Source organism: Delftia acidovorans SPH-1 (assembly GCF_000018665.1).
In the GTDB taxonomy this organism is placed as follows: domain Bacteria; phylum Pseudomonadota; class Gammaproteobacteria; order Burkholderiales; family Burkholderiaceae_C; genus Comamonas; species Comamonas acidovorans.
This window is the reverse complement of sequence record NC_010002.1, coordinates 2,880,262-2,899,679: the sequence shown is the minus strand read 5'-3', so window position 1 is coordinate 2,899,679 and position 19,418 is coordinate 2,880,262. Positions and strand designations below refer to the sequence as shown.

The window sequence follows — 19,418 nt, the reverse complement described above, 5'->3', positions numbered from 1 at the left end:
CGGCACCCCATGAGCCAGACCAAGATCTACGACCGCTTCGACGCCGGCAAGCGCTACGACAGGCTGCAGTTCGCGGCCGACCGCGTGCTGCAATCGGCCGAACTCAACGAGCTGCAGAGCATGCAGCAGCACCGCCTGCGCGGCATCACCGATGTGCTGTTCAAGGAGGGCGACATCGTCCGCGGCTGCCAATGCATCACCTCCGCCGACACGGGTGCCACCACCATCGAGGCCGGCGCGCTCTACGTGGCCGGCGCCGTGCGCGGCATCACGCCGGGCACGCTCACCGTGGCCACCGTGGGCACGGTCTACGTGGGCGCCTACCTGCAGACCGACACCGTCACCGAGCTGCAGGACCCCGAACTGCTCAACCCCGCCGCCGGCACGCGCGGCTATGGCGAGCCCGGTGCGCTGCGCGAGCGCGTCACCCTGGTCTGGGGCGCGCAGGGCGACGGCACGGCCGGCACCTTCTATCCCGTGTGGACCATCATCGACGGCTCCGTCATGCCCAAGGAGCCGCCGCCCAACATCGACGCCGTCACCCAGGCCCTGGCCCGCTATGACCGCGACAGCGCGGGCGGCACCTACGTCGTGCGCGGCCTGGACGTGATCATGGGCGAGGACCTGGCCACCGGCCAGCAGGTCTACACCGTGCGCGAGGGCGCCGCCCGCGTCAACGGCCATCCGCTGGAACTGGGTGCCAGCCGCCGCCTGGTCTACGAGGCCAAGCCCGACCTGTTCTTCGTGGACAGCGAGCCCCACACCTCGGCCGGCACGGCCGCCCAGCGCATCCGCTTCGACCGCCAGCCCGCTGTCGGCACGCCCCAGGTGCGCGTGCAGGCGCGCAAGACCGTCACGCTCACGCATGGCGGCTTCACGGGCGCGGCCGACCCGCTGCCCGACAACGCCGTGCTGGCCGTGGACAGCGTGGTCCAGGCCGGCACCACCTACGTGCAGGGCACGGACTGGAAGCTGGTCGGCGGCCAGATCGACTGGAGCCCCTCGGGCGCCGAGCCCGTTCCCGGCAGCACCTACCAGGTCACCTACCAATACATGCTCAACGCCACGCCCACAGCTGTGGACTCCACGGGCTTCACCGTGGAAGGCGCGCTCAAGGACACCCTGGTGCTGGTCAGCTACCACTACGCGCTGCGCCGCTACGACCGCCTGGTGCTCAACAGCGAAGGCCAACTGCAATGGGTGCCCGGCGTGCCCGCCGCCTGGTCGCCCAAGGTGCCGGCAGCACCCAGCGGCACCCTGGCCCTGGCCTCGGTCTACCAAAGCTGGGACAGCAACCGCCGCGTGGACCAGGACGCCGTGCGCGTCGTGCCCATGCAGACCCTCAGGGCCTACCAGGACCACATCCAGACCATCTACGCCGACCTGGCCGAGCTGCGGCTGTCGGTGGACGTGTCGGGGCGGCACAGCGGGGTCAAGAAGGGGTTGTTTGCGGATCCGATGCTGGACAACGGCCTGCGCGATGCGGGGCGCAGCCAGAGCGCCCATATCCTGGGCGGACAGCTGCAGCTGCCCATGAACGCCAAGCTGCACCAGATCGGCACCGATATCACCTCGCCCCAGACCACGCCCTACCAGCCTGTGGTCGTGCTCGACCAGTTGGGCCGAACCGGCTCCATGCTGGTCAATCCCTATGGCGCCTTCGATGTGCTGCCCAGCGCAGCCACCCTGACGCCCGCCGTGGACTACTGGACCGATGTGCAGACCCAATGGGCCAACCCCATCATCCTGCGCCTGACGCCTAGCCAGGCGCGTCCTTCGGAAACCGAAAAGCTGCTGTCCGAATCCACCAAGGCACTGGAGAAGCTGCGCCAGATCGATGTGCAGTTCTGGCTGGATTTTCCGGTGGGCGAAACCCTCACCGAGCTGATCTTCGACGGCATTCCCGTCACGCCCCAGCCCCTGACCGGCGGCACGCTCGTGGCCACGGCACAGGGACTCAAAGGCACGTTCAAGATCCCGGCGGGCGTGCCCTCGGGCACCAAGAGCGTGCACTTCACGGGACGCGCCGGCAGCCATGCCGAGGCCGTCTTCACGGGCCAGGGCCAGTTGCTCGAGCGCAGCGTGGCCAAGATCACGGTCCAGCTCTACGACCCGCTGGCGCAGACCTTCACCCTGGGCACCACGCGCGAGATCTGCGGCACGCGCCTGTGGTTCGCCGCGGCGGGCGACAAGGATGTGCAGGTGCAACTGCGTGAAGTCACCAGCGGCGTGCCTTCGCGCAGCATCCTGGCCGAATGCGTGCTCAAGCCGGCCCAGATCAGCGCCGACATCGCCGCGACCAAACCCACGCAGGCGCAATGGGCGCCGGTGCTGCTGGAGTCGGGCGTGGAATACGCCATCGTCGTGCTGACCAACGACGCCACCACCGCCCTGGCCGTGGCCGAGCTGGGCGGCTGGGACGCGGCGCGCGCGCAGTGGGTCACCAGCCAGCCCTACAGCGTGGGCGTGCTGCTGTCCAGCAGCAATGCCAGCACCTGGACACCCCACCAGACACGCGACATGACCTTCGAACTGCTGGCGGCCGAACACACGGCCACCACGCGCACCATCGAGCTGGGCAGCATCGCCGTACAGGACGCCACCGACCTCATGGTCCAGGCCGGCGCCATGCTGCCCGCAGCCGACGCACAACTGGTCTTCGCCATGCAGCTGGAAGACGGCAGCACGCTGGAGGCCGCGCCCGGCCAGGCCGTGCAGCTGGCCAGCCGCTACAGCGGCAACGTGGCCGTGCGCGCCAAGCTCTCTGGCAACACCAACCACGCAGCCCACCTGCTGCCGGGCATGCAGCTGGTGGCCGGCAGCCTGCAGGCCACGGGCGACTACATCAGCCCCGCCATCAACGCCGGCACCAACGTCACGCTCAACGTCGTGGCCGAGGCTGTGCTGCCCGCCGGCAGCGCCCTGGCCGTGCAGATGCAGGCCGAAGGCAGCAGCGCCTGGACCAACGTGCCCTACCTGAGCACCAGCCCCCAGACCGCAGGCGTGCTGGAGCTGAGCTACCGCCTTACCGGCATCAGCGCCGAGCGCCTACGTGTCCGCCTGGTCCTCACGGGCAGCCACGGCGCCCGTCCCCAGGTCACCAACCTGCGAGCCATCGTGATATGACATTGCACGACGACAAGACAGCGCAGGGCTGGCCCCTGCCCCACCCCGACAACCGTCTGGAAGACGACGTGCTGCGCCTGCGCCAGGCCGTGCAGGACGTGGACCAGGCGCTGACCGCAGCGCGCCAGCTCATCGACACCAAGGCCAGCTCCCAGGGCGTGCAGGACGCCATGGACATCGTGGCCCGCCGCATAGAGCAGCTGGAGACCGCGACCCAGGCCCTGAGCACCGGCAAGGTGGCCAGCGTCAACGGCGTGGCCGGCGTCAACGTCAAGCTCAACCCCGAGCACATCGCGCTGGGCCCGGCCAACGGCGCCACCAGCGAAAGCTTCGGCTACGACGCCCAAGGCCGCATCAGCAGCATCACGCGCAGCGTCAACGGCTTCAGCGCCACCACCGCCGTCAGCTACGACGGCGCCGGCCGCGTCTCGCAGCAGCAGACCAGCTACCGCGGGCGCGTGCGTACGGAAACCTATGCCTACGACGCCGCCACGGGGCGGGTGTCGGGGGTCAATGCCACGGAGGTACAGGGATGAGTTTCGACGCAGTCAACTACGCCGAGTTGCGCCGGCTGGCCGACAGCGTGCAGCAGGCCGCTCAGAAGGTGGACTCCGGCCGCAATGAAGCCGCGGGACACAAGGCCGAAGTACTGGCCGCCATGTCCGGCAAGCTCAAGTTCACAGAGTTCCGGAGCAGCGGCTACTTCTACCCTTCAGCCAAGCTGCTGGCCAACGGCGGCCAAGTATTCATACTGGCCGTTGGCGGCGGGCAAGGTGGAGCCCGTGGGGGATACAACGGCAACAGCGGAGGCGCCGGTGGAGCGGTGCGCTTCGAGATTGGCGGTGTCGGCGGCCCTACCAGCGTAGTCATCGGCGCAGGCGGAAGCGGACAGACTGCAGCCTATCTGAGCCAGGCCGCCAATGGTGGAGACACCTCGTTCGGAAACCTGCTGGCCATGGGCGGGCGTCAGTTCAAAAGCCCCACAGGTGTCGGCGACCCGTCCCCGCGCGGCTCGGCTGCCGGCCGCTCTTTCGGCGTCAGTGGATATGGTGGCCCCGGCGGCGCAGGAGGATTCGGCAGCTCGGGAACAGGCAATGCTACCCAGCCGGGCGCCGATGGTGTGATCGGCGGACTGGCTATGGGCAATAGCTCGACCGGGGACTACGGAAACGTCGTGCCCGGAGATCCCGGCTACAGCGGTGGAGGCGCCGGAGGCACGGGCGTCGCCGGCAGCGCGACACGGGGAGGCCACGCAGCCCCCAACTCTGGCGGAGGCGGAGGAGGCGGCGGTTCGTCCGGGATCGGTCAGCATGCCGATGGCGGCAATGGCGGAAGCGGCTTTGTACGCGTCTGGTGGTACGAATGAGTAAGCAGGACCTGCATTTCGCACTGATCAAGGCCGACCGCGTGCACAACATCATCGTTGCGGACGAGGAATTCATCGCCGAGTTGCAGACGCGCCAGCCATCACTGTGGGACAGCATCGAGCCAGTGGCAGGCGACTGCGCGATCGGCTCCGTCAGAACAGGCACAGGCTGGCAGATCTCCACCGAAGATCAAGCGCCTGCGCCCATAAACACGCCCATAACCGAACCCGACGAATTAGCCGCAGGGCGCGTGTCGGCGGTCAATGCCACGGAGGTACAGGGATGAGTTTCGATCCCATCACGAATGCAGGCGTCAAGGCGCTGCAGGGTCAGGTCAACACGGTGCAGTCGCAGACGACTGCGCTGACGACGAAGCTGGCGCAGATCGAGAGCGCGCTGGCGAGTTTGAATACCGCTCAAGCTTCTTCGCGCAAGCCGTTGAGAGTGACGGAGTACACGTCGGGGGCGGGGACGCACACGTTCCTGCCGGAAAGCACGCATCAGTACATCACCTTAGTGGGCGCAGGCGGTGCAGGTGGAGCCGGATATCTCTCCGGTTCGCAGCACATCCAAAATGGAGGCGGATCTGCGGGCTACGAACTGCGTTTGCGGATGGCCCTGACCGCCACAGCTGCCTACCAAGTGGGCGCAGGTGGCGGCACATCAGGAGCCCAAGGCGGAAGGACTGTACTTGGCGCGCTCGCGGTCAGTGGCGGAGCCGGCGGGTCTTCTGATCGCAGCTACACCCCACCCCCTCAAGTCGGGACTGGTGGCGTTGAAACGGGAGAAGCGGGCTCGTTCGCCAAAGGCGGCAATTCGACCATGGGCATCGGAGGCCAGTGCTACGGCCTCTACGGCTCGATACCGTTGGGCTATGCAACGGGATACGGCGCAGGTGGGGGAGGCTCATACGGCCCTGGCGGCTTCAGCCCAGGGACCGGGGGTTACATCCGTATCGAAGAGTACTGAACCAAACGCTGAACGAGCGAGGCAAAAACCTGGGCACTCCCGTTTCGTAACGCTCGCTCCTTGCCATCCACTTAGCTCCGGCGCCGTTGCGACCGGAGCTTTGCCATGCCCGACCCAAACGACAGACACGCCAAACCAAGCCTCTGTGCAGCCCTCCGGCACAGCCAAGGTCGCTGGTGCCCAAGCCCCCGCCGCGAGAACATCAATGCAACCCGGGCACAACGCCAGCGGCCTTGCAGGCTGCAGGCGCTGTGCCCGGCCAGGACAACAGGCCGCCTTGGCTGCATGAACTTCAGCATGACACAGACCATCACTGTCGATTCCATCAACACCGCAGCTTGCGCAAAGGTGCCTGCATGAGCCTGGATGCCGTCATCAGTGCCGATCTGGTGAAGACGCGGGCGGAGATTGCCGCGCTTAGCAATGCTTTGATATCCGCGCGCAACGAGATTGCAGGACTGTCAGGGCAAATCAGCAACGGGAGTGCGATCAAGAGTGTCCAGAGAATAAGGCTCAGACCTGCCTACAACTATGAAGGAGCTTACTCAGACGCGACTATCACAGCGATCAATCCACAAAAGACTCTTATTTTGATTCGAGGAGTTTACGTGGGCTCAACCCTCTATGGCAGGTTCGATTGTGAAATCATCAATCCCACGACATTGCGCTGCTATAGCGCTGGATACAGCGGGGGGTACGTCCCCCTCCCAGAGATGGACATCCAGGTGGTGGAGTTCAAGTAATGCCCCACCACTACGCCCAGCTCACCCCCGCCGGCGTGGCCTTCGCCATCACCGAGACGCACGCCGAGCTCGACGCTCCCGACCTGCTCCCCCTGCCCCGCTACGACACCTCGGTGCTCGGCCGCCGCTGGACCGGCACGCACTGGGAAGACGTGGCGCAGGCCTTGCCTGACGAACAGGCAGCGTCCAACGAATCCGCCCCCCGCCACATCACCCCCCACGCCCTGCGCCGCCGCTTCACCGTGGTCGAGCGCACGGCGCTGGAGTGGGCCGTGGTGGACCGCGCCGAGGCGGGCGAGGCCGACCGGCTCAACGCGGCCACGCTGCGCTCACTGCTCAAGGACATCGAGCAGGCGCGGCAACTCGATCTTGACGACCCCGAACTGGCCGACAGCCTGCGCCAGTTCGAGGCCTTCGGACTCATCGCCGCGGGGCGTGCCCAGGAAATCCTGGACGGCCCCGTACAAGCCCACGAACAGCCGTGACCACCCCTTTCTGACGACAGCCCCACGGCCCAACCACCCCCCAACCCGGAGAACACCATGGCGACAGCCCCGTTCCATCATGGCATTCGCGTCACGGAAGTGAGCGAAGGCATCAATTCCATCCGCATTGTGTCCACGGCCGTGATCGGCCTCGTGGCCACTGCCAGCGACGCCGATGCGGCCACTTTCCCGCTGAACCGTCCGGTGCTGGTCACCAAGGTCGATGCGGCCATCGGCAAGGCCGGCACCAAGGGCACGCTGGCCCTGGCGCTGAACGCCATCAAGGAGCAGTGCCGCCCGGTGCTGGTCGTCGTGCGCGTGGCCGATGGCGAAGGCGCCACCGAGGCCGAACGCCGCACCGACCAGGACGCCAAGGTCATCGGCACCACCGCCGGCAACCAGTACACGGGCCTGCAAGCGCTGCTGGCGGCCCAGGCCCAGCTCGGCGTCAAGCCGCGCATCCTGGGCGCGCCGGGCCTGGACAGCCAGGCCGTGACCGACGCGCTGGCGTCCGTGGCCATCAAGCTGCGCGGCTTTGCGTATGCGGCGGCCATCGGCAACGATGTGGCCGAGGCCCAGGCCTACCGCGAGCACTTCGGCCAGCGCGAACTGATGCTGCTGTGGCCCGGCTTCAAGGCACTCGACCTGTCCACCGCCGCCGTGCAGGACGCCTCGCCCGTGGCCTACGCCCTGGGCCTGCGCGCGCGCATCGACCAGGAGCAGGGCTGGCACAAGACGCTGTCCAACGTGCCGTTGTCCGGCGTGCTGGGCATCTCGCGCGATGTGCACTGGGACCTGCAAAGCCCCGATACCGAGGCCGGCATCCTCAACCAGGCCGGCATCACCACGCTGATCCAGAGCCAGGGCCACCGCTTCTGGGGCTCGCGCACCTGCACGGACAGCGAGCTGTTCCGCTTCGAGTCCAGCGTGCGCACCGCGCAGGTGCTGGCCGACACCATGGCCGAGGCGCATTTCTGGGCCGTGGACAAGCCCATGCACCCCAGCCTGGTCAAGGACATCCTGGAAGGCATCAACACCAAGTTCCGCGAGTTGAAGGCCCTGGGCTACATCCTGGACGGCAAGGCCTGGTACGACGAAACGGTCAACGAGACCGCCACGCTCAAGGCCGGCAAGCTGGTGCTGGACTACGACTACACGCCCGTGCCTCCGCTGGAGGACCTGGGCTTTCGCCAGCGCATCACCGATCGCTACTTCGCCGACTTCGCCCTGCGCGTGGGCACCGGCCAGTAAGCGGCGGCCGCACCCGACACACCCAATACACCGAACACACCGGATACACAGGAGAAAAGCACCATGGGACTGCCCCGCTCTCTCAAGAATTTCGCCACCTTCGTGGATGGCAACTCGTACATCGGCGACATGCCCGAAGTGGGCTTGCCCAAGCTCACCCGCAAGATGGAGAAGTACCGCGCCGGCGGCATGAACGGCGAGGTCAGCCTGGACTTCGGCATGGAGGCCATCGAGGCCGACCTGACCGCTGCCGGCTACATGAAGGAGTTGATCTCCACCTGGGGCACGCTGCGCCACGACGGCGTGCTGCTGCGCTTCGCCGGCGCCCTGCAGGGCGATGACAGCGAAGGCGTGGACTCGCTGGAAGTGGTCATGCGTGGCCGCTTCTCGGAGTTCGACCCCGGCAAGGCCAAGGCCGGCGACAAGACCGAGATCAAGTACAAGCTGGCCGTCAGCTACTACCGCCTGTCCATCAACGGCCAGGTGCTGATCGAGATCGATCCGGTCAACTTCGTCGAAGTCGTCAACGGCATCGACCGCCTCGCGCAGGTCCGCGCCGCGCTGGGCATCTGAGCCTGGCTCACCTGACCTGACCTCACCGGGCCCCACCGGGCCAGTTGGCCCGGTCCTCCTCTTTTCTTCACCCGAACGCTGACACACCATGGACACCACCAAGCCCCAGGAAGACCTCCAGAACCAGGCTGCCGCCAATGCGGCCGCCCTCGCATCGGGCGATGCGCGCGAGATCACGCTCGACGTGCCGCTCAAGCGCCCCGGCGGCGACCTGGCCCGGGTGCTGGTGCGCCGCCCCAATGCCGGCGCGCTGCGCGGCCTGTCGCTGGTCGAGCTGCTGCACATGAACGTGACCGCGCTGCAGACCCTGCTGCCGCGCGTGACCGAGCCCATGCTGCACAAGGCCGAGGTGCTGCAGCTGGACCCCGCCGACCTGGTGACCCTGGGTACGGAGGTGGCCTCTTTTTTGGTGCCGAAGGCGCAGAGGGAGCAATTCCCGAGCGCGTAGAGGACGCCATGGCCGACCTGGCCATGGTCTTCCACTGGCGGCCGGCGGACATGGAGGACATGTCGCTGGCCGAACTCGGCCAATGGCATGAACGGGCGCGCGAGCGCTATGAAAGCCAGGACTGAGCCAGTACTGAGCACCACCTCCACTCCATCGCCCGCCTCTCGCCCCTCTCTTGCACGCCCCTTGCCCATGACCTCCACCCAACGCCAACACCGCACCGGCCAGGGAGCCCTCCATGGCCGTTGACACCCTGCGCCTGGACGAGGTGCTCAAGCAGGCCGAGCGCGTGCACCAGCCCCTGGCGCTGCTGGGCAGAACCAGCAGCAACACGGCCAGGGAACTCAAGGAAACGGTCGACCAGTTGAAGAAGCTGCAGCAGCAGCAAACCCAGCTGGGCGACTACCGCGCGCTGCGCAGCGGCCTGGCAGACACCACGGCACGGCTGCGCGGCGCGCGCCAGCAGATGGCCCAGCTGCGGCTGGAATCGGGCGCGGGCGAGCAGCCCTCGCGCGCCATGCTGCGCGCGCTGCGTTCGGCCCAGGTCGAGGAAGAGCGCCTGGCGCTGCTGCGCGCCACGCAGCGATCGCGCCTGATGGACATGCGCGAAGGCCTGCGCGGCGCGGGCGTGGACACGGGCAACCTGTCGGCGCACGAGCGCAAGCTGCACAACGACATCCGCGCCACCACGGCCCAGATGGAAAAGCAGCGCAAGGTGGTGGCACCGGCCGCCCAGCGGCTGGAGAGAATCGACGCCCTGCGCGAGCAGAGCAAGACCCTGGCCGATCGCGGCCAAGCGCTGCGCGAGACGGGCGGCAAGATGCTGGCGCCCGTGCGCGCCGTGAGCCAGGCCTTCATGACCGACGACCAGGCCGCCGCGCAGCTGCGCGCCACCATGGCGGGCAGCAACGGCAAGCCGGGCGCCGATTACCAGCAGGTGCTGGACTTGGCCAAGAGCCTGGGCACCGACATGCCCGGCAGCACGGCCGACTACATCGCGATGATGAACCAGCTGCAGCGCCAGGGTGTGTCCTCGCAGGATGTGCTGGGCGGCGTGGCACAGCAGGCGGCCAACCTGGGCGCGGTGCTGAACATGCCCGCCAAGGAGGCCGGCGAGTTCGCGGCGCAGCTGCAGCAGGCCACCCGCGCAAGCGCGGGCGACATGGCCGCACTGGCCGACACGGTGCAGCGCACCTCCCACCTGGGACTGGACCCGACAGGCATGGTCAAGGGCCTGGATGCCATCGGCAAGGCCCTGCCGCAGCTGGGGCAGCAGGGCGCAAGGTCGGGACAGATGTTCGCGCCGCTGCTGCTCATGCTCAACGACGCCAGCATCAGCGGCGAGGCCGCGGGCAAGGCCGTCGGCAACCTGGTCAAGAACTCCATGGACCCGGCCAAACTAGGCCAGGTCAACAAGATGCTCGCGGGCCAGGGCGTGTCGCTGGACTTCAAGGACGCCAGCGGCCAGTTCGGCGGCACCGAGCAGATGATGGCCCAGCTGCAAAAGCTGCAGAGCCTGGGCAGCGACAAGCTGCGCGCCGCTGCGCTGGACAAGCTGGCCGGCGGCGATGCGCAGACGCGCAAGGCCTTGGAGGCGCTGCTCCAGCAGGGCCCGGGCGGCTACCAGCAGATCGCCTCCCAGCTCAAGTCACAGGCGGATCTGGATGGGCGCGTGGCCATCCTGAAGGACTCGGTCTCGGCCCAATACGAGTCCGTCAAGGACAGCTACAACGGCCTGTTGAGCGACATGGGCTCGACCATCGAGTCCGACCTCAAGGCCGTGCTGGGCACGCTGCGCGAGATGACCGAAGGCATGCGTGCCTGGGTCAAGGAGCATCCCCAGATCGTGCAGTGGACGCTGCGCATCGTGGCCGTGCTGGGCCTGCTGGTCGCAGGCGTCGGCGTGGTGAGCAGCGTGCTGTTCGGCCTGCTGGCGCCGCTGCTGCTCACGCGCACCGTGTTCGGCCTGCTGGGTGCGGCCATGGGCGCAGGCAGCGGTGCCTTGGGTGTGCTCAGGCGCGGCCTGGCGGCCGTGGTCCTGTCGCTTGGCATGATGAGCGGTGGCGGCAGTGCCATGGGCCTGTTGGCCGGCGGCATGCGCATGGCCAGCAACGCCGTGGGCGTGCTCCGGCGCGGCGTGGGCGCCGTGGTCCTGTCCCTGTCCATGATGAGCGGCGGTGGCGGAGCCATGGGTCTGCTGTCGGGAGGCTTGCGCATGGCCAGCAACGCTGCGGGCGTGCTCAGGCGCGGGCTGGGCGCTGTGGTCCTGTCGCTGGCCATGATGGGCCGCGGCGCTGCCATGGGCAGCATAGGCACCGCACTGGCCGGCGCGGGCCGCGCTGCAGGCCGCATCTTCGGCGGCGGTGCAGGCGCAGTTACAGGTGCAGGCAAGGGCCGAGCGGGCGCCGTCATGGGCCTGCTGGGCGCCGGCCTGGGTGCCGTCGGCGGTGGCCTGGGCGGCAGTCTGGGTGGCGCAGCCGCATCGCTGATGGGCCTGGTGCGCATGACACCCATGGGCCGGCTCGCAGGCGGCCTGATGGGCGCGGGCGGCTCGATCATGCAGAACTGGGACGGCCTGTCCACCGCCTTCAAGGCCGGCGACTGGAAGGGCGTCGGCGGCACGCTGCTGGAGGCCGGCAAGGCCGGTCTGGATGGCGCTACGGGCGGGTTGTTCGGCGTGGTCTCTGACCTGGCGGGCAAGGGCATCAGCGGCCTGGCCTCGTCGGTGGGCTCGTGGTTCAAATCCGGCGATGCGTCAGCACCCGACCAGGGCCGCGCCGGCGCACTGCGCCAGGGTGTTGCGGCCGCAGCCACGGCGGCCACGCTGGCCACGGGCGCCATGCCGGCCCTGGCCGACACGGGCGCCGTGCGCATCGACAGCCGCCCGCCGCTGGCCAGCGCCGCTGCACCCGCGCCGGCACCGGCCCCGGTGGCCGGCGCCACCATCCACATAACCGTCAACGCCGCGCCCGGCCAGGACGCGCAGGCCATTGCCCGCGCCGTGGCCGCCGAGCTGGACCGCCGCGACATGGCCAAGCGCTCCAGCGTGCTGTCGCAGCTGTCGGACATCGACTGAGGAGCATGAGCATGCTGATCACACTGGGCCAGTTTGCCTTTGGCATCGACACACTGGCATTCGACAAGCTGGTGCGCAGCAGCACCTGGCGCCACCCGAGCAACAGCCGCGTGGGCGCGCGCCCCGCCCGCCAGTCACTGGGCCCAGGCGATGAAACGCTGGGCCTGACCGGCGTGCTCGCACCCGAGTTCCGGGGCACGGCCAAGTCGCTGGACGACCTGCGCGAAATGGCCGACCAGGGCAAGGCATGGGCCCTGGTGGGCGGCGAAAGCATCCTGGGCGCCTGGGTCATCGAGAGCCTCCAGCAGACCGGCACGCACTACACACCGGGCGGCAAGCCGCGCCGCATCGAGTTCGATCTCAAGCTGGCCCGCGTGGACGATCACCTGGCCGAAGGCGGCGGCGGCGTCGACCCCTGGCCCGATGACGACTTCTGGGAATGGTGGATCTGATGGCCACGCAGGAATACTTGCACGCCAAGCCCCAGTACGAAATCGTCCTGGACGGGCGCGACATCACCAGCAGCGTGAACACGCGGCTGATGAACCTGACGCTGTCCGAATCGCGCGGCGAAGAGGCCGACAAGCTGGACATCACGCTGGACGACAGCGATGGGCGCCTGCCCATGCCGGGCAAGGGATCCAAGATCGCGCTGAAGCTGGGCTGGGCCGGCCACGGCCTGGTCGACAAGGGCACCTACGAGGTGGACGAGGTGGAGCACCAGGGTGCGCCCGACAGGATCGTGGTGCATGCGCGCTCGGCCGAGCTCAAGCGCCAGCTGCGCACGCGCTCCGAGCACAGCTACCACAACAGCACGCTGGGCCAGATCGTGCGCAGCATTGCGCAGCGCAACGGCCTGCAGGTGCGCGTGGACGCGCAGTTCGAGAACCTGCGCGTGGACCACATCGACCAGACCCACGAAAGCGACCTGAACTTCTGCAGCCGCCTGGCGCGTCAGTACGACGCCGTGTGCACGGTCAAGAAGGGCAAGCTGGCCTTCATCGCCATCGACAGCAAGATCACCGCTGCCGGCCAGGCCGTGGAGGCCGCCACGCTCACGCGCGCCGAGGGCGACAGCCACGCCTACCACACGGCCGCGCGCAACGACTACAGCGGCGTTCGCGCGTACTGGAACGACGCGGATCGCGCCGAAAAACGCAGCGCCACGCAGGGCGCCGAGGACAACGAAAAGCGCCTGAAGGACACCTACGGCAGCGAGGCCGAGGCGCAGGCCGCAGCCAAGGCCGAGATGGGCCGCATCAACCGCGCCAAGGCCACCATGGGCCTGAAGCTGGCGCTGGCGCGGCCCGACCTGATGCCGCAGACGCCGCTGAAGCTGCAGGGGTTCAAGGCGGAGATCGATGACACGCCGTGGCTGGTCGTCAAGATCCAGCATGAGCTGGGCGACGGCGGCTTCACCTCCAAGCTGACGCTGGAGACGCGTGCCAAGTGAGCGAGAGGGGCGGGTAGAGCGCGTCCTGGAGCGGCCGGCGCAGGCCGTTCAACGCGCGGCCAGGGTCGCCACGGCCATGATGGCGGCGCGGCCCGAATCGTCGGCCCGGCCGTAGCAATCGAGCAGCTCGCGCTCGTCGGGCGCCAGGGTCTGGACCGATGCGTTCGCATGCTGGCCCGTGACCACATACAGGACATCCACGCCCAGGCCCGCCATCACGGCCAGGGCGGCCGCATTGGGCGATTGCTCGCCCTTCTCCCAGGTGGCCAGGGTGCCGCGCGAGACGTCGCAGGCGTCGGCCATGGCGAGCTGCGCCACGTCCAGACGCAGACGCTCTTGCCTCAGCCTTTCACCGATGTGATCGAAATTTCTTCTATTCATCAATTGACATGCTCGAAATTTCGAGCAATGATGCAGTCAGCGTGTAACCAAACCATCCAAACCATCCCAAATACTACATGACAGCCATGCACTCCCCCAGAGCCGTGCCCGGTATCCCTGCGGCTCCGGTGCTTCATGACAGGCCCGTGCCACTGCGCATGACGGCATCCGAACGCGAACGCCACGCCCGCTATGCCAGCCGTGAAAGCCGCAGCGCCTCCAACTTCGCGCTGAAGCTGTACCGCATGGGCATGCAGCAGTACGAGCAGCAGATGCCGCCGCTGCCCCAGGCCGATCAGGCGCGATAGCCACCCGCGCCGACCTGTTCACCGCCTTGTCTTCGATCCCAACTGCCCCCAGGAGCCTGCCATGCGCATGATGTGCCCCCACTGCAACGAACACGCCTACACCCGCACCAGCCTGCAGCTGACCAGCACCAGCCGCGAGACCATCTTCCAGTGCCGCAACTTCGAGTGCGGCCATGTGTTCTCGGCGGTGACCGAGATCAACCGCACCATCAGCCCCAGCGCCATTCCCAACCCCATGGTGATCCTGCCGATGAGCACGCACATCAAGCGCAAGCTGCTGCAGACCCAGCTGGACGCCATGCCGTCCTCGCAATACGAAGGCGCAGCGCACCGCGCAGCCCAGGCGGCCGAATCCGCCCAATCCAGCGAAGGCGCGCGCAGCTAGCGCGGCCGGGGCGCCTTCGCCGCTCCTGACGGCGCCCCACCCGGCGCGCGGGCAGCCCGCCTGCACCGCCGCCACCCCACCCCCTTTCCCGCAACCTGCGGAGCCTGCATGAAGGCCCTGCGGGATGCGCTCACCCTGAAACGACCTGGACAGACCATGAAGCTCGGCGACCTGCGCCTTTCCGATCTGATGCGACTGCTGCGGGCAGACGATGCGCCCGCGCCCGAATACCGGCCCGAGGACCCGCCCGCGCTGCCCGAGGCCTACCAGCGCCTGAGCGTCCAGGACTGCCGCATCCGCCTGCGCGAACTGCAGCGCGAGGCCGCGCAGCGCTGCGCCAATGGCCGCTGCGGCAGCGCCGAAAGCCGCGAATGGGCGGGCCTGGCCAGCCACTACCGCATGGCCCTGGTGCTGCTGGCGGGCATAGACGGCGAGATCGAGGAGCTGGCCCTGCGCGACTGGCGCGAAATGCCGCCGCCCGAGCGCGACGCCATCCGCCGCCAGATCCGCGCGCTGCGCAGCTGCCTGCTGCCGCTGCGCGCGCTGGCCCTGAGGACCTGAGCCCATGTCCGTCCTGCTCGCCGCCAAATCCACCGGCCGCAGGCTGCGCACCGCCAGCCTGCAGCAATGGGACCAGCACAAGCCCCGCCCCCACATGGTCCAGCGCGCCATGCAGGCGCTGGAAAAAGCCTTGCCGCCGCAGTGGCTGCAGCCCATGAAGCTGCTGGGCCTGGGCGACTGGCAAAAGGGCGCGCAACACGCCAACGGCCAGCCCGAATGGGCCGCCTGCCACGACGCGCTGGCCGCCATTGACGACTTTGCCAGCCGCCACGGCCGTGCGGCCGAATGGAATCTGGACGACTACGAGATCTGCCAGATGGCCAGGCGCCTGAGCGACGAAGTCGGTGAGCTCGACGCCGGCGCCCAGGCCCAGAACATGGACCTGGCCGCACGCGTGGACCTGGTGCGGCTGATGCTGCGCATGCTGGGCCTGCAGGAAAGCACGCCGCTGGCCGGCGAGCCCGCCATCCGCCGCGCGCTGGATGCCGCCTGGTGGCGCCGCATGCTGCGCCGCCACGTCACGCGCACCGTGGAGGCTGGCGCCGTCAAGCTGGGCATCGTCAACCGCAGCGCCGGCGGCTATGCCAGCAATACCACCGTGCGCCGGCGCACCGCGCAGATCGAACGCAACGCCCGCGCGCTGGAGCGCAGCCTCTACCGAAACGAGGCCGGCCAGGTCTTCACCCTGGCCGAGCTGGCCGCGCTGTCGCCGGCCAACCCCGTGATCCGTGGCGGCGAGCTGATGACGCGCATCCGCGGCGCAGAGGAATATGCCGACGCGCGCAGCCACGTCGGTCTCTTTCTCACGCTGACGGCGCCCAGCCGCTTTCACGCCGTCACGCTGGGCAGCGGCGGCCGGCCGCGCCCCAATCCCCATTACGACGGCCGCAGCACGCCGCGCGATGCCCAGCTGTGGCTGCGCACCATGTGGGCGCGCGTGCGATCTCACCTGGGCCGCCAGCGCATCGCCATGTACGGCATCCGCGTGGCCGAGCCGCACCATGACGCCACGCCGCACTGGCACGCCCTGGTCTGGGCCGAGTGCGAGGAGCACGCCCGGCACATCGAGGCCGCCATCCGCAAATGGTGGCTCAGCGAAGATGGCGACGAGCGCGGTGCCCAGCGCAACCGCGTCAACGTCAAGCGCATGACCGGCGGCGGCGCTGCCGGCTACGTGGCCAAGTACATCGCCAAGAGCGTGGGCCATGCGGCCCTGGCCGACCACCTCGACGTGGTGCAGGGCCGCCTGTGGGATGTGGAGCAGGGCGGCATGCCCGGCCACCGCCGCGTGGACGCCTGGGCCGCCTGCTGGGGCATTCGCCAGTTCCAGGCCGTGGGCATGCCCAGCGTCTGCGTCTGGCGCGAGCTGCGCCGTGTCAGCAAGGACCAGGTCGAACAGATCCGCATCGACGGCGACAAGGCCAGCTGGAAGGCCTGGGGCGCCAGCCACCGCCACGGGCCCGACATCCCCGCCGACTGGCGCCTCTACATGGAAGCCATGGGCGGCCACTGCCTGGCCCGCGACCGCTGGCATCTGCGCATGGCACGCCGCCCCGTGCCCGCCGGCGCCGTCAACCAGTACGGCGAGGCCATCGCGCCCGGCTGCGGCCGCGTGGTGGGCCTGGAAACCCGGCGCGGCCAGTGGCTGGTCTCGCGCCGCATCGCCTGGCGCAGCGTGGCTCGCGCCACGCTGGAGTTCCAGGAAAACCACGGTGCAGAAAGCGTCGAGGGCGCCGAGGGTGCCGAGGTCGCCGACACGGCCCCGCCCGCCCCGCCCGCCCTGCCCGCCCGCGCGCCGCTGGCGCGCGCTTGGACTGGTTTCAATAACTGTACGGCCCGGCTCACGGGCCACACGCTGCGCGCCCTCATCGGCCGCGGCGGGCACCAGCGCGAGGACCGGGCCAACCCTTCCGCGCCCGATTCCGTGCTGCACCGCCCCGCATCCGGCGCCACGCCATCCAACCACCCTTTCTTGACCAGCTGATCCACCCCAGGAGGACCCACCATGCACCACAACATCACCGCCCTGCGCAGCTACCGCGCCACCCTCATCCCCCACGGCGTGGACGCAGCGCAGCTGGATCAACTGGCCGACGCCCGCCTGCTGCCCGTGCTGCGCCTGAAGGCGGCCAGCGCCAGCCACGCCCAGGCCTGCGCCCTGCTGGCCAGCGGCCGGCCCGTGCTGCGAGTCGAGCGAGTTGAACGTGTGGAGCGCAAGAAGGCAGGCAAGTCCATCACGACGCGCCACCCCTGATCAAGCACCGGACACGACATCGGAGAACACCGCAATGACGCAACAGAACATGGAACTCTTTCACAGCGCCCCGCGCCTGGACACCCAGGGCATCGCCAACTACCTGGGCCTGAGCCGCGAGCACGTCACCGCGCGCCTGACCAAGCGCCCGGACTTTCCCAAGCCCTTCATCAACGCCAGCCGCCGCATCCGCTACTGGCGCATGGCCGACGTCAAGGCCTGGGCCGAGGGGCGCCGGTGAGCCGGCACCAGGCCATCGCCGTGCGCTCAGTGATCGCTGCCCGCAAGAAAGCGGCGAGCCTGGTCGCGCGCCCCGTCGAAGATCTGCCGGGCCATAGGCTGCGGCACGCTGGCCGGCAGGCGCGGCTGCAGCCGGTCGATGGCGCCGTCCAGCGCCTCGACCATCTCCACCATGCTCTCCCACAGGCCTGCGATGCGCGTGGTCTCGGCCAGGGCCTTCCAGTGGCGGCGCTGGATCTCGGCCAGGCGGTAGTGGCGGCTGCGCCCCGGCAGGGCCATGGCCATCCTGGCGCGCTGGCGGGCAATCTTGCCGTGGCCGTGACCGATGATGGGCCAGGCCGACAGCACGTCGTACAGCGGCGTCATCTCATAGCCGCCGCCCGGCTGCAGGAACACCGAGAAATTCTTGGCATGCCCGTCCGTGGCCGCCAGCAGCCAGAACGCCAGCTGGGCCATCACGAAGCGGGCGCAATCCTGGGCAGGCTCGCTGCCATGCTGCAGCACCTGCAGGCACTGCAGCATGCCGGGCCCGCCGTGGGTCTCGTACTTGTTGGCGCTGGCAACGCCGCGCACCTGGCAGAAGTCTTCCTGGGGCAGACGCGCAATCCAGCCCTGGGCCGTCCAGGCGCGGTCAAAGCGCTCCACGCACAGCACCTGCTGCCCGCCAAAGGTCTCGATGCTGCTGTCGGCCACGGCAAAGCCCAGCTCGGCCAGCAGCCGGGCGCACAGCCACTCATTGGCCACTGACTCGCTCAGGTCGTAGTGCCAGTGCGGCACCACGCCGATGGCCGGCTTCAGGATATGCGTGGTCGGCGTCGCGCCCAGCGGGCGGCACCACTGGCCGCCATGGCGCAGCACCGCCGTCTTCTCCTGCGCACCGGCAATGGACAGCCGGAACTCCTGGTCCACCTCCAGCGCACCAAACCCGCCACCCAGACTGGCCAGGTGCTCTGCAATCTGCGCCTCGCTCAGCGGCTCGAACCGCACCTGATCGAACCCTTCGGGTACGGCCCCCTCGGGCAACAGTTGCACGGCCCCCACGCAATCGCGGCCAATGGCTTCCAACAGCGAAAACGCATCGATCCCGCGCAGCCCGAAGCGCTGGTGAATGCGCCGGCGAATGCCCTCGCCGTCCGGCAGCAGGTTGTCGAAATAATGGGCCACCACCTCGCCCGCCACCGTCAGGTCGCGGGTGAAGGGCATGGACAGCGACAGCGGCCGCGCATGCGCGCTCTGCGGCCAGGCCGGGTCATAGGCGAACACATGGCGGCCCGTGCGCGTGACCTCCCAGGTGCCCACCCGCTCCCCATTCATCCAGACGCCCAGCGCCGCCATCACCAGGACCCTTTCGGCTTGCGGTCCTGCCAGTGCGGCGGCAGCGCCTGCGGCTTGAAGGCCACGGGGCGGTCGGCGGGCTTGCGGGGCACGTTGTCACCCGCGTACGGTTGTGGAGCTGGCTCGGCCACCCTCAACGCAGCAGGCGCAGGCACAGACATAGGTGCAGACGCAGGAGAAGCCACCGCATCCGCCCTGGGCCGCATGAGCAGATCGGCATCCAGCAGCTGCAGGATCTCCATCAGCTGGCGCACGCTGATGGCGGCCGGGTCACGCTCTATCGCCGCCACACGCGACTGGGACACGCCCAGCCGCTGTGCCAGTTGGGCCTGGCTCACGCCAGCGGCCTTGCGCAGCGACTTCAGGTGCAGCGCAAGCTGATCGGGCAGTTGCAACAGGTGGTCCATGGTGTTCTCCTGGCCAGGGCATTCAAAATATCATCTCAAGATGATGAATTGAAATT

General features: G+C 68.7%; 23 protein-coding genes. 20 read left to right on the top strand and 3 right to left on the bottom strand.

Annotated features, from left to right (window positions below; genetic code table 11):
* Window positions 1-9 precede the first annotated feature (9 nt).
* The 14 genes from DACI_RS30755 to DACI_RS13115 all read left to right on the top strand — a co-directional run bounded on the left by DACI_RS30755 (window position 10) and on the right by DACI_RS13115 (window position 13,491).
* On the top strand, window positions 10-3,126 hold the full coding sequence (locus tag DACI_RS30755; protein WP_012204515.1) for a DUF4815 domain-containing protein: 3,117 nt from the start codon (window positions 10-12) through the stop codon (window positions 3,124-3,126).
* Window positions 3,123-3,662 carry a hypothetical protein gene (locus DACI_RS13175; RefSeq protein ID WP_043781397.1) on the top strand — a complete coding sequence of 180 codons (540 nt, stop codon included), beginning with the start codon at window positions 3,123-3,125 and terminating at the stop codon, window positions 3,660-3,662. Before DACI_RS30755 ends, DACI_RS13175 begins: the two co-directional genes overlap by 4 nt.
* Complete coding sequence (locus DACI_RS13170) at window positions 3,659-4,492, top strand: glycine-rich domain-containing protein (RefSeq protein ID WP_012204513.1); 834 nt, start codon at window positions 3,659-3,661, stop codon at window positions 4,490-4,492. Before DACI_RS13175 ends, DACI_RS13170 begins: the two co-directional genes overlap by 4 nt.
* Window positions 4,489-4,779, top strand: coding sequence for a hypothetical protein (locus tag DACI_RS13165; RefSeq protein ID WP_012204512.1), 291 nt, complete (start codon window positions 4,489-4,491; stop codon window positions 4,777-4,779). Before DACI_RS13170 ends, DACI_RS13165 begins: the two co-directional genes overlap by 4 nt.
* Window positions 4,776-5,462, top strand: coding sequence for a hypothetical protein (locus DACI_RS13160; RefSeq protein WP_012204511.1), 687 nt, complete (start codon window positions 4,776-4,778; stop codon window positions 5,460-5,462). Before DACI_RS13165 ends, DACI_RS13160 begins: the two co-directional genes overlap by 4 nt.
* Window positions 5,463-5,818: 356 nt before the next feature.
* Window positions 5,819-6,205, top strand: a complete 387-nt coding sequence (locus DACI_RS13155) for a hypothetical protein (protein ID WP_043781394.1) — start codon at window positions 5,819-5,821, stop codon at window positions 6,203-6,205.
* Window positions 6,205-6,690: a hypothetical protein gene (locus DACI_RS13150; protein WP_012204510.1), complete on the top strand. Its 486-nt coding sequence runs from the start codon at window positions 6,205-6,207 to the stop codon at window positions 6,688-6,690. The genes DACI_RS13155 and DACI_RS13150 overlap by 1 nt, the downstream gene beginning before the upstream one ends.
* 57 nt (window positions 6,691-6,747) lie before the next feature.
* On the top strand, window positions 6,748-7,941 hold the full coding sequence (locus DACI_RS13145) for a phage tail sheath subtilisin-like domain-containing protein (protein ID WP_012204509.1): 1,194 nt from the start codon (window positions 6,748-6,750) through the stop codon (window positions 7,939-7,941).
* Window positions 7,942-8,004: 63 nt separating this feature from the next.
* On the top strand, window positions 8,005-8,514 hold the full coding sequence (locus tag DACI_RS13140) for a phage major tail tube protein (protein ID WP_012204508.1): 510 nt from the start codon (window positions 8,005-8,007) through the stop codon (window positions 8,512-8,514).
* Window positions 8,515-8,602: 88 nt separating this feature from the next.
* Window positions 8,603-8,962 (top strand): phage tail assembly protein, encoded by a 360-nt coding sequence (locus tag DACI_RS13135; protein ID WP_012204507.1) that lies wholly within the window; start codon window positions 8,603-8,605, stop codon window positions 8,960-8,962.
* Between the two features lie 8 nt (window positions 8,963-8,970).
* Complete coding sequence (locus DACI_RS31205) at window positions 8,971-9,087, top strand: GpE family phage tail protein (protein ID WP_012204506.1); 117 nt, start codon at window positions 8,971-8,973, stop codon at window positions 9,085-9,087.
* Between the two features lie 113 nt (window positions 9,088-9,200).
* The gene (locus DACI_RS13125; RefSeq protein WP_012204505.1) at window positions 9,201-12,038 is read left to right on the top strand and encodes a phage tail tape measure protein; all 2,838 of its coding nucleotides are present in this window, start codon (window positions 9,201-9,203) and stop codon (window positions 12,036-12,038) included.
* A gap of 11 nt (window positions 12,039-12,049) precedes the next feature.
* Complete coding sequence (locus DACI_RS13120; protein WP_012204504.1) at window positions 12,050-12,490, top strand: phage tail protein; 441 nt, start codon at window positions 12,050-12,052, stop codon at window positions 12,488-12,490.
* Entirely contained in the window at window positions 12,478-13,491 is a 1,014-nt protein-coding gene (locus DACI_RS13115; protein ID WP_016450706.1) for a contractile injection system protein, VgrG/Pvc8 family, read from the top strand. The genes DACI_RS13120 and DACI_RS13115 overlap by 13 nt, the downstream gene beginning before the upstream one ends.
* A gap of 48 nt (window positions 13,492-13,539) precedes the next feature.
* On the opposite strand, the gene DACI_RS13110 is transcribed toward DACI_RS13115, so the two are convergent.
* Window positions 13,540-13,872 (bottom strand): helix-turn-helix domain-containing protein, encoded by a 333-nt coding sequence (locus DACI_RS13110; RefSeq protein ID WP_012204502.1) that lies wholly within the window; start codon window positions 13,870-13,872, stop codon window positions 13,540-13,542.
* A gap of 86 nt (window positions 13,873-13,958) precedes the next feature.
* On the opposite strand from DACI_RS13110, the gene DACI_RS13105 reads away from it, so the two are divergent.
* From DACI_RS13105 to DACI_RS13080, 6 genes are all read left to right on the top strand, one after another.
* On the top strand, window positions 13,959-14,180 hold the full coding sequence (locus DACI_RS13105; protein ID WP_225971082.1) for a hypothetical protein: 222 nt from the start codon (window positions 13,959-13,961) through the stop codon (window positions 14,178-14,180).
* A gap of 61 nt (window positions 14,181-14,241) precedes the next feature.
* Window positions 14,242-14,565: an ogr/Delta-like zinc finger family protein gene (locus DACI_RS13100; protein ID WP_012204500.1), complete on the top strand. Its 324-nt coding sequence runs from the start codon at window positions 14,242-14,244 to the stop codon at window positions 14,563-14,565.
* Window positions 14,566-14,673: 108 nt separating this feature from the next.
* Window positions 14,674-15,126: a hypothetical protein gene (locus DACI_RS13095; protein WP_012204499.1), complete on the top strand. Its 453-nt coding sequence runs from the start codon at window positions 14,674-14,676 to the stop codon at window positions 15,124-15,126.
* A gap of 4 nt (window positions 15,127-15,130) precedes the next feature.
* Window positions 15,131-17,110, top strand: coding sequence for a replication endonuclease (locus DACI_RS13090; protein ID WP_012204498.1), 1,980 nt, complete (start codon window positions 15,131-15,133; stop codon window positions 17,108-17,110).
* A 21-nt stretch (window positions 17,111-17,131) separates the two neighbouring features.
* A complete protein-coding gene (locus DACI_RS13085; RefSeq protein WP_012204497.1) occupies window positions 17,132-17,380 on the top strand; it encodes a hypothetical protein in 249 nt (82 codons plus the stop codon).
* A gap of 34 nt (window positions 17,381-17,414) precedes the next feature.
* Window positions 17,415-17,621, top strand: a complete 207-nt coding sequence (locus DACI_RS13080; protein ID WP_012204496.1) for a helix-turn-helix transcriptional regulator — start codon at window positions 17,415-17,417, stop codon at window positions 17,619-17,621.
* Window positions 17,622-17,647: 26 nt separating this feature from the next.
* On the opposite strand, the gene DACI_RS13075 is transcribed toward DACI_RS13080, so the two are convergent.
* Together DACI_RS13075 and DACI_RS13070 are read right to left on the bottom strand one after the other, a co-directional pair.
* Window positions 17,648-18,955: a type II toxin-antitoxin system HipA family toxin gene (locus DACI_RS13075; protein ID WP_012204495.1), complete on the bottom strand. Its 1,308-nt coding sequence runs from the start codon at window positions 18,953-18,955 to the stop codon at window positions 17,648-17,650.
* Window positions 18,955-19,362 carry a helix-turn-helix domain-containing protein gene (locus DACI_RS13070; protein ID WP_012204494.1) on the bottom strand — a complete coding sequence of 136 codons (408 nt, stop codon included), beginning with the start codon at window positions 19,360-19,362 and terminating at the stop codon, window positions 18,955-18,957. Before DACI_RS13070 ends, DACI_RS13075 begins: the two co-directional genes overlap by 1 nt.
* Window positions 19,363-19,418 lie beyond the last annotated feature (56 nt).

Excerpts from the sequence above, each read along its gene's own strand:
- DACI_RS30755 (WP_012204515.1), top strand. The coding sequence starts at position 10 with ATGAGCCAGACCAAGATCTACGACCGCTTCGACGCCGGCAAGCGCTAC.
- DACI_RS13175 (WP_043781397.1), top strand. The coding sequence starts at position 3,123 with ATGACATTGCACGACGACAAGACAGCGCAGGGCTGGCCCCTGCCCCAC.
- DACI_RS13170 (WP_012204513.1), top strand. The coding sequence starts at position 3,659 with ATGAGTTTCGACGCAGTCAACTACGCCGAGTTGCGCCGGCTGGCCGAC.
- DACI_RS13165 (WP_012204512.1), top strand. The coding sequence starts at position 4,489 with ATGAGTAAGCAGGACCTGCATTTCGCACTGATCAAGGCCGACCGCGTG.
- DACI_RS13160 (WP_012204511.1), top strand. The coding sequence starts at position 4,776 with ATGAGTTTCGATCCCATCACGAATGCAGGCGTCAAGGCGCTGCAGGGT.
- DACI_RS13155 (WP_043781394.1), top strand. The coding sequence starts at position 5,819 with ATGAGCCTGGATGCCGTCATCAGTGCCGATCTGGTGAAGACGCGGGCG.
- DACI_RS13150 (WP_012204510.1), top strand. The coding sequence starts at position 6,205 with ATGCCCCACCACTACGCCCAGCTCACCCCCGCCGGCGTGGCCTTCGCC.
- DACI_RS13145 (WP_012204509.1), top strand. The coding sequence starts at position 6,748 with ATGGCGACAGCCCCGTTCCATCATGGCATTCGCGTCACGGAAGTGAGC.
- DACI_RS13140 (WP_012204508.1), top strand. The coding sequence starts at position 8,005 with ATGGGACTGCCCCGCTCTCTCAAGAATTTCGCCACCTTCGTGGATGGC.
- DACI_RS13135 (WP_012204507.1), top strand. The coding sequence starts at position 8,603 with ATGGACACCACCAAGCCCCAGGAAGACCTCCAGAACCAGGCTGCCGCC.
- DACI_RS31205 (WP_012204506.1), top strand. The coding sequence starts at position 8,971 with ATGGCCGACCTGGCCATGGTCTTCCACTGGCGGCCGGCGGACATGGAG.
- DACI_RS13125 (WP_012204505.1), top strand. The coding sequence starts at position 9,201 with ATGGCCGTTGACACCCTGCGCCTGGACGAGGTGCTCAAGCAGGCCGAG.
- DACI_RS13120 (WP_012204504.1), top strand. The coding sequence starts at position 12,050 with ATGCTGATCACACTGGGCCAGTTTGCCTTTGGCATCGACACACTGGCA.
- DACI_RS13115 (WP_016450706.1), top strand. The coding sequence starts at position 12,478 with ATGGTGGATCTGATGGCCACGCAGGAATACTTGCACGCCAAGCCCCAG.
- DACI_RS13110 (WP_012204502.1), bottom strand. The coding sequence starts at position 13,872 with ATGAATAGAAGAAATTTCGATCACATCGGTGAAAGGCTGAGGCAAGAG.
- DACI_RS13105 (WP_225971082.1), top strand. The coding sequence starts at position 13,959 with ATGCACTCCCCCAGAGCCGTGCCCGGTATCCCTGCGGCTCCGGTGCTT.
- DACI_RS13100 (WP_012204500.1), top strand. The coding sequence starts at position 14,242 with ATGCGCATGATGTGCCCCCACTGCAACGAACACGCCTACACCCGCACC.
- DACI_RS13095 (WP_012204499.1), top strand. The coding sequence starts at position 14,674 with ATGAAGGCCCTGCGGGATGCGCTCACCCTGAAACGACCTGGACAGACC.
- DACI_RS13090 (WP_012204498.1), top strand. The coding sequence starts at position 15,131 with ATGTCCGTCCTGCTCGCCGCCAAATCCACCGGCCGCAGGCTGCGCACC.
- DACI_RS13085 (WP_012204497.1), top strand. The coding sequence starts at position 17,132 with ATGCACCACAACATCACCGCCCTGCGCAGCTACCGCGCCACCCTCATC.
- DACI_RS13080 (WP_012204496.1), top strand. The coding sequence starts at position 17,415 with ATGACGCAACAGAACATGGAACTCTTTCACAGCGCCCCGCGCCTGGAC.
- DACI_RS13075 (WP_012204495.1), bottom strand. The coding sequence starts at position 18,955 with ATGGCGGCGCTGGGCGTCTGGATGAATGGGGAGCGGGTGGGCACCTGG.
- DACI_RS13070 (WP_012204494.1), bottom strand. The coding sequence starts at position 19,362 with ATGGACCACCTGTTGCAACTGCCCGATCAGCTTGCGCTGCACCTGAAG.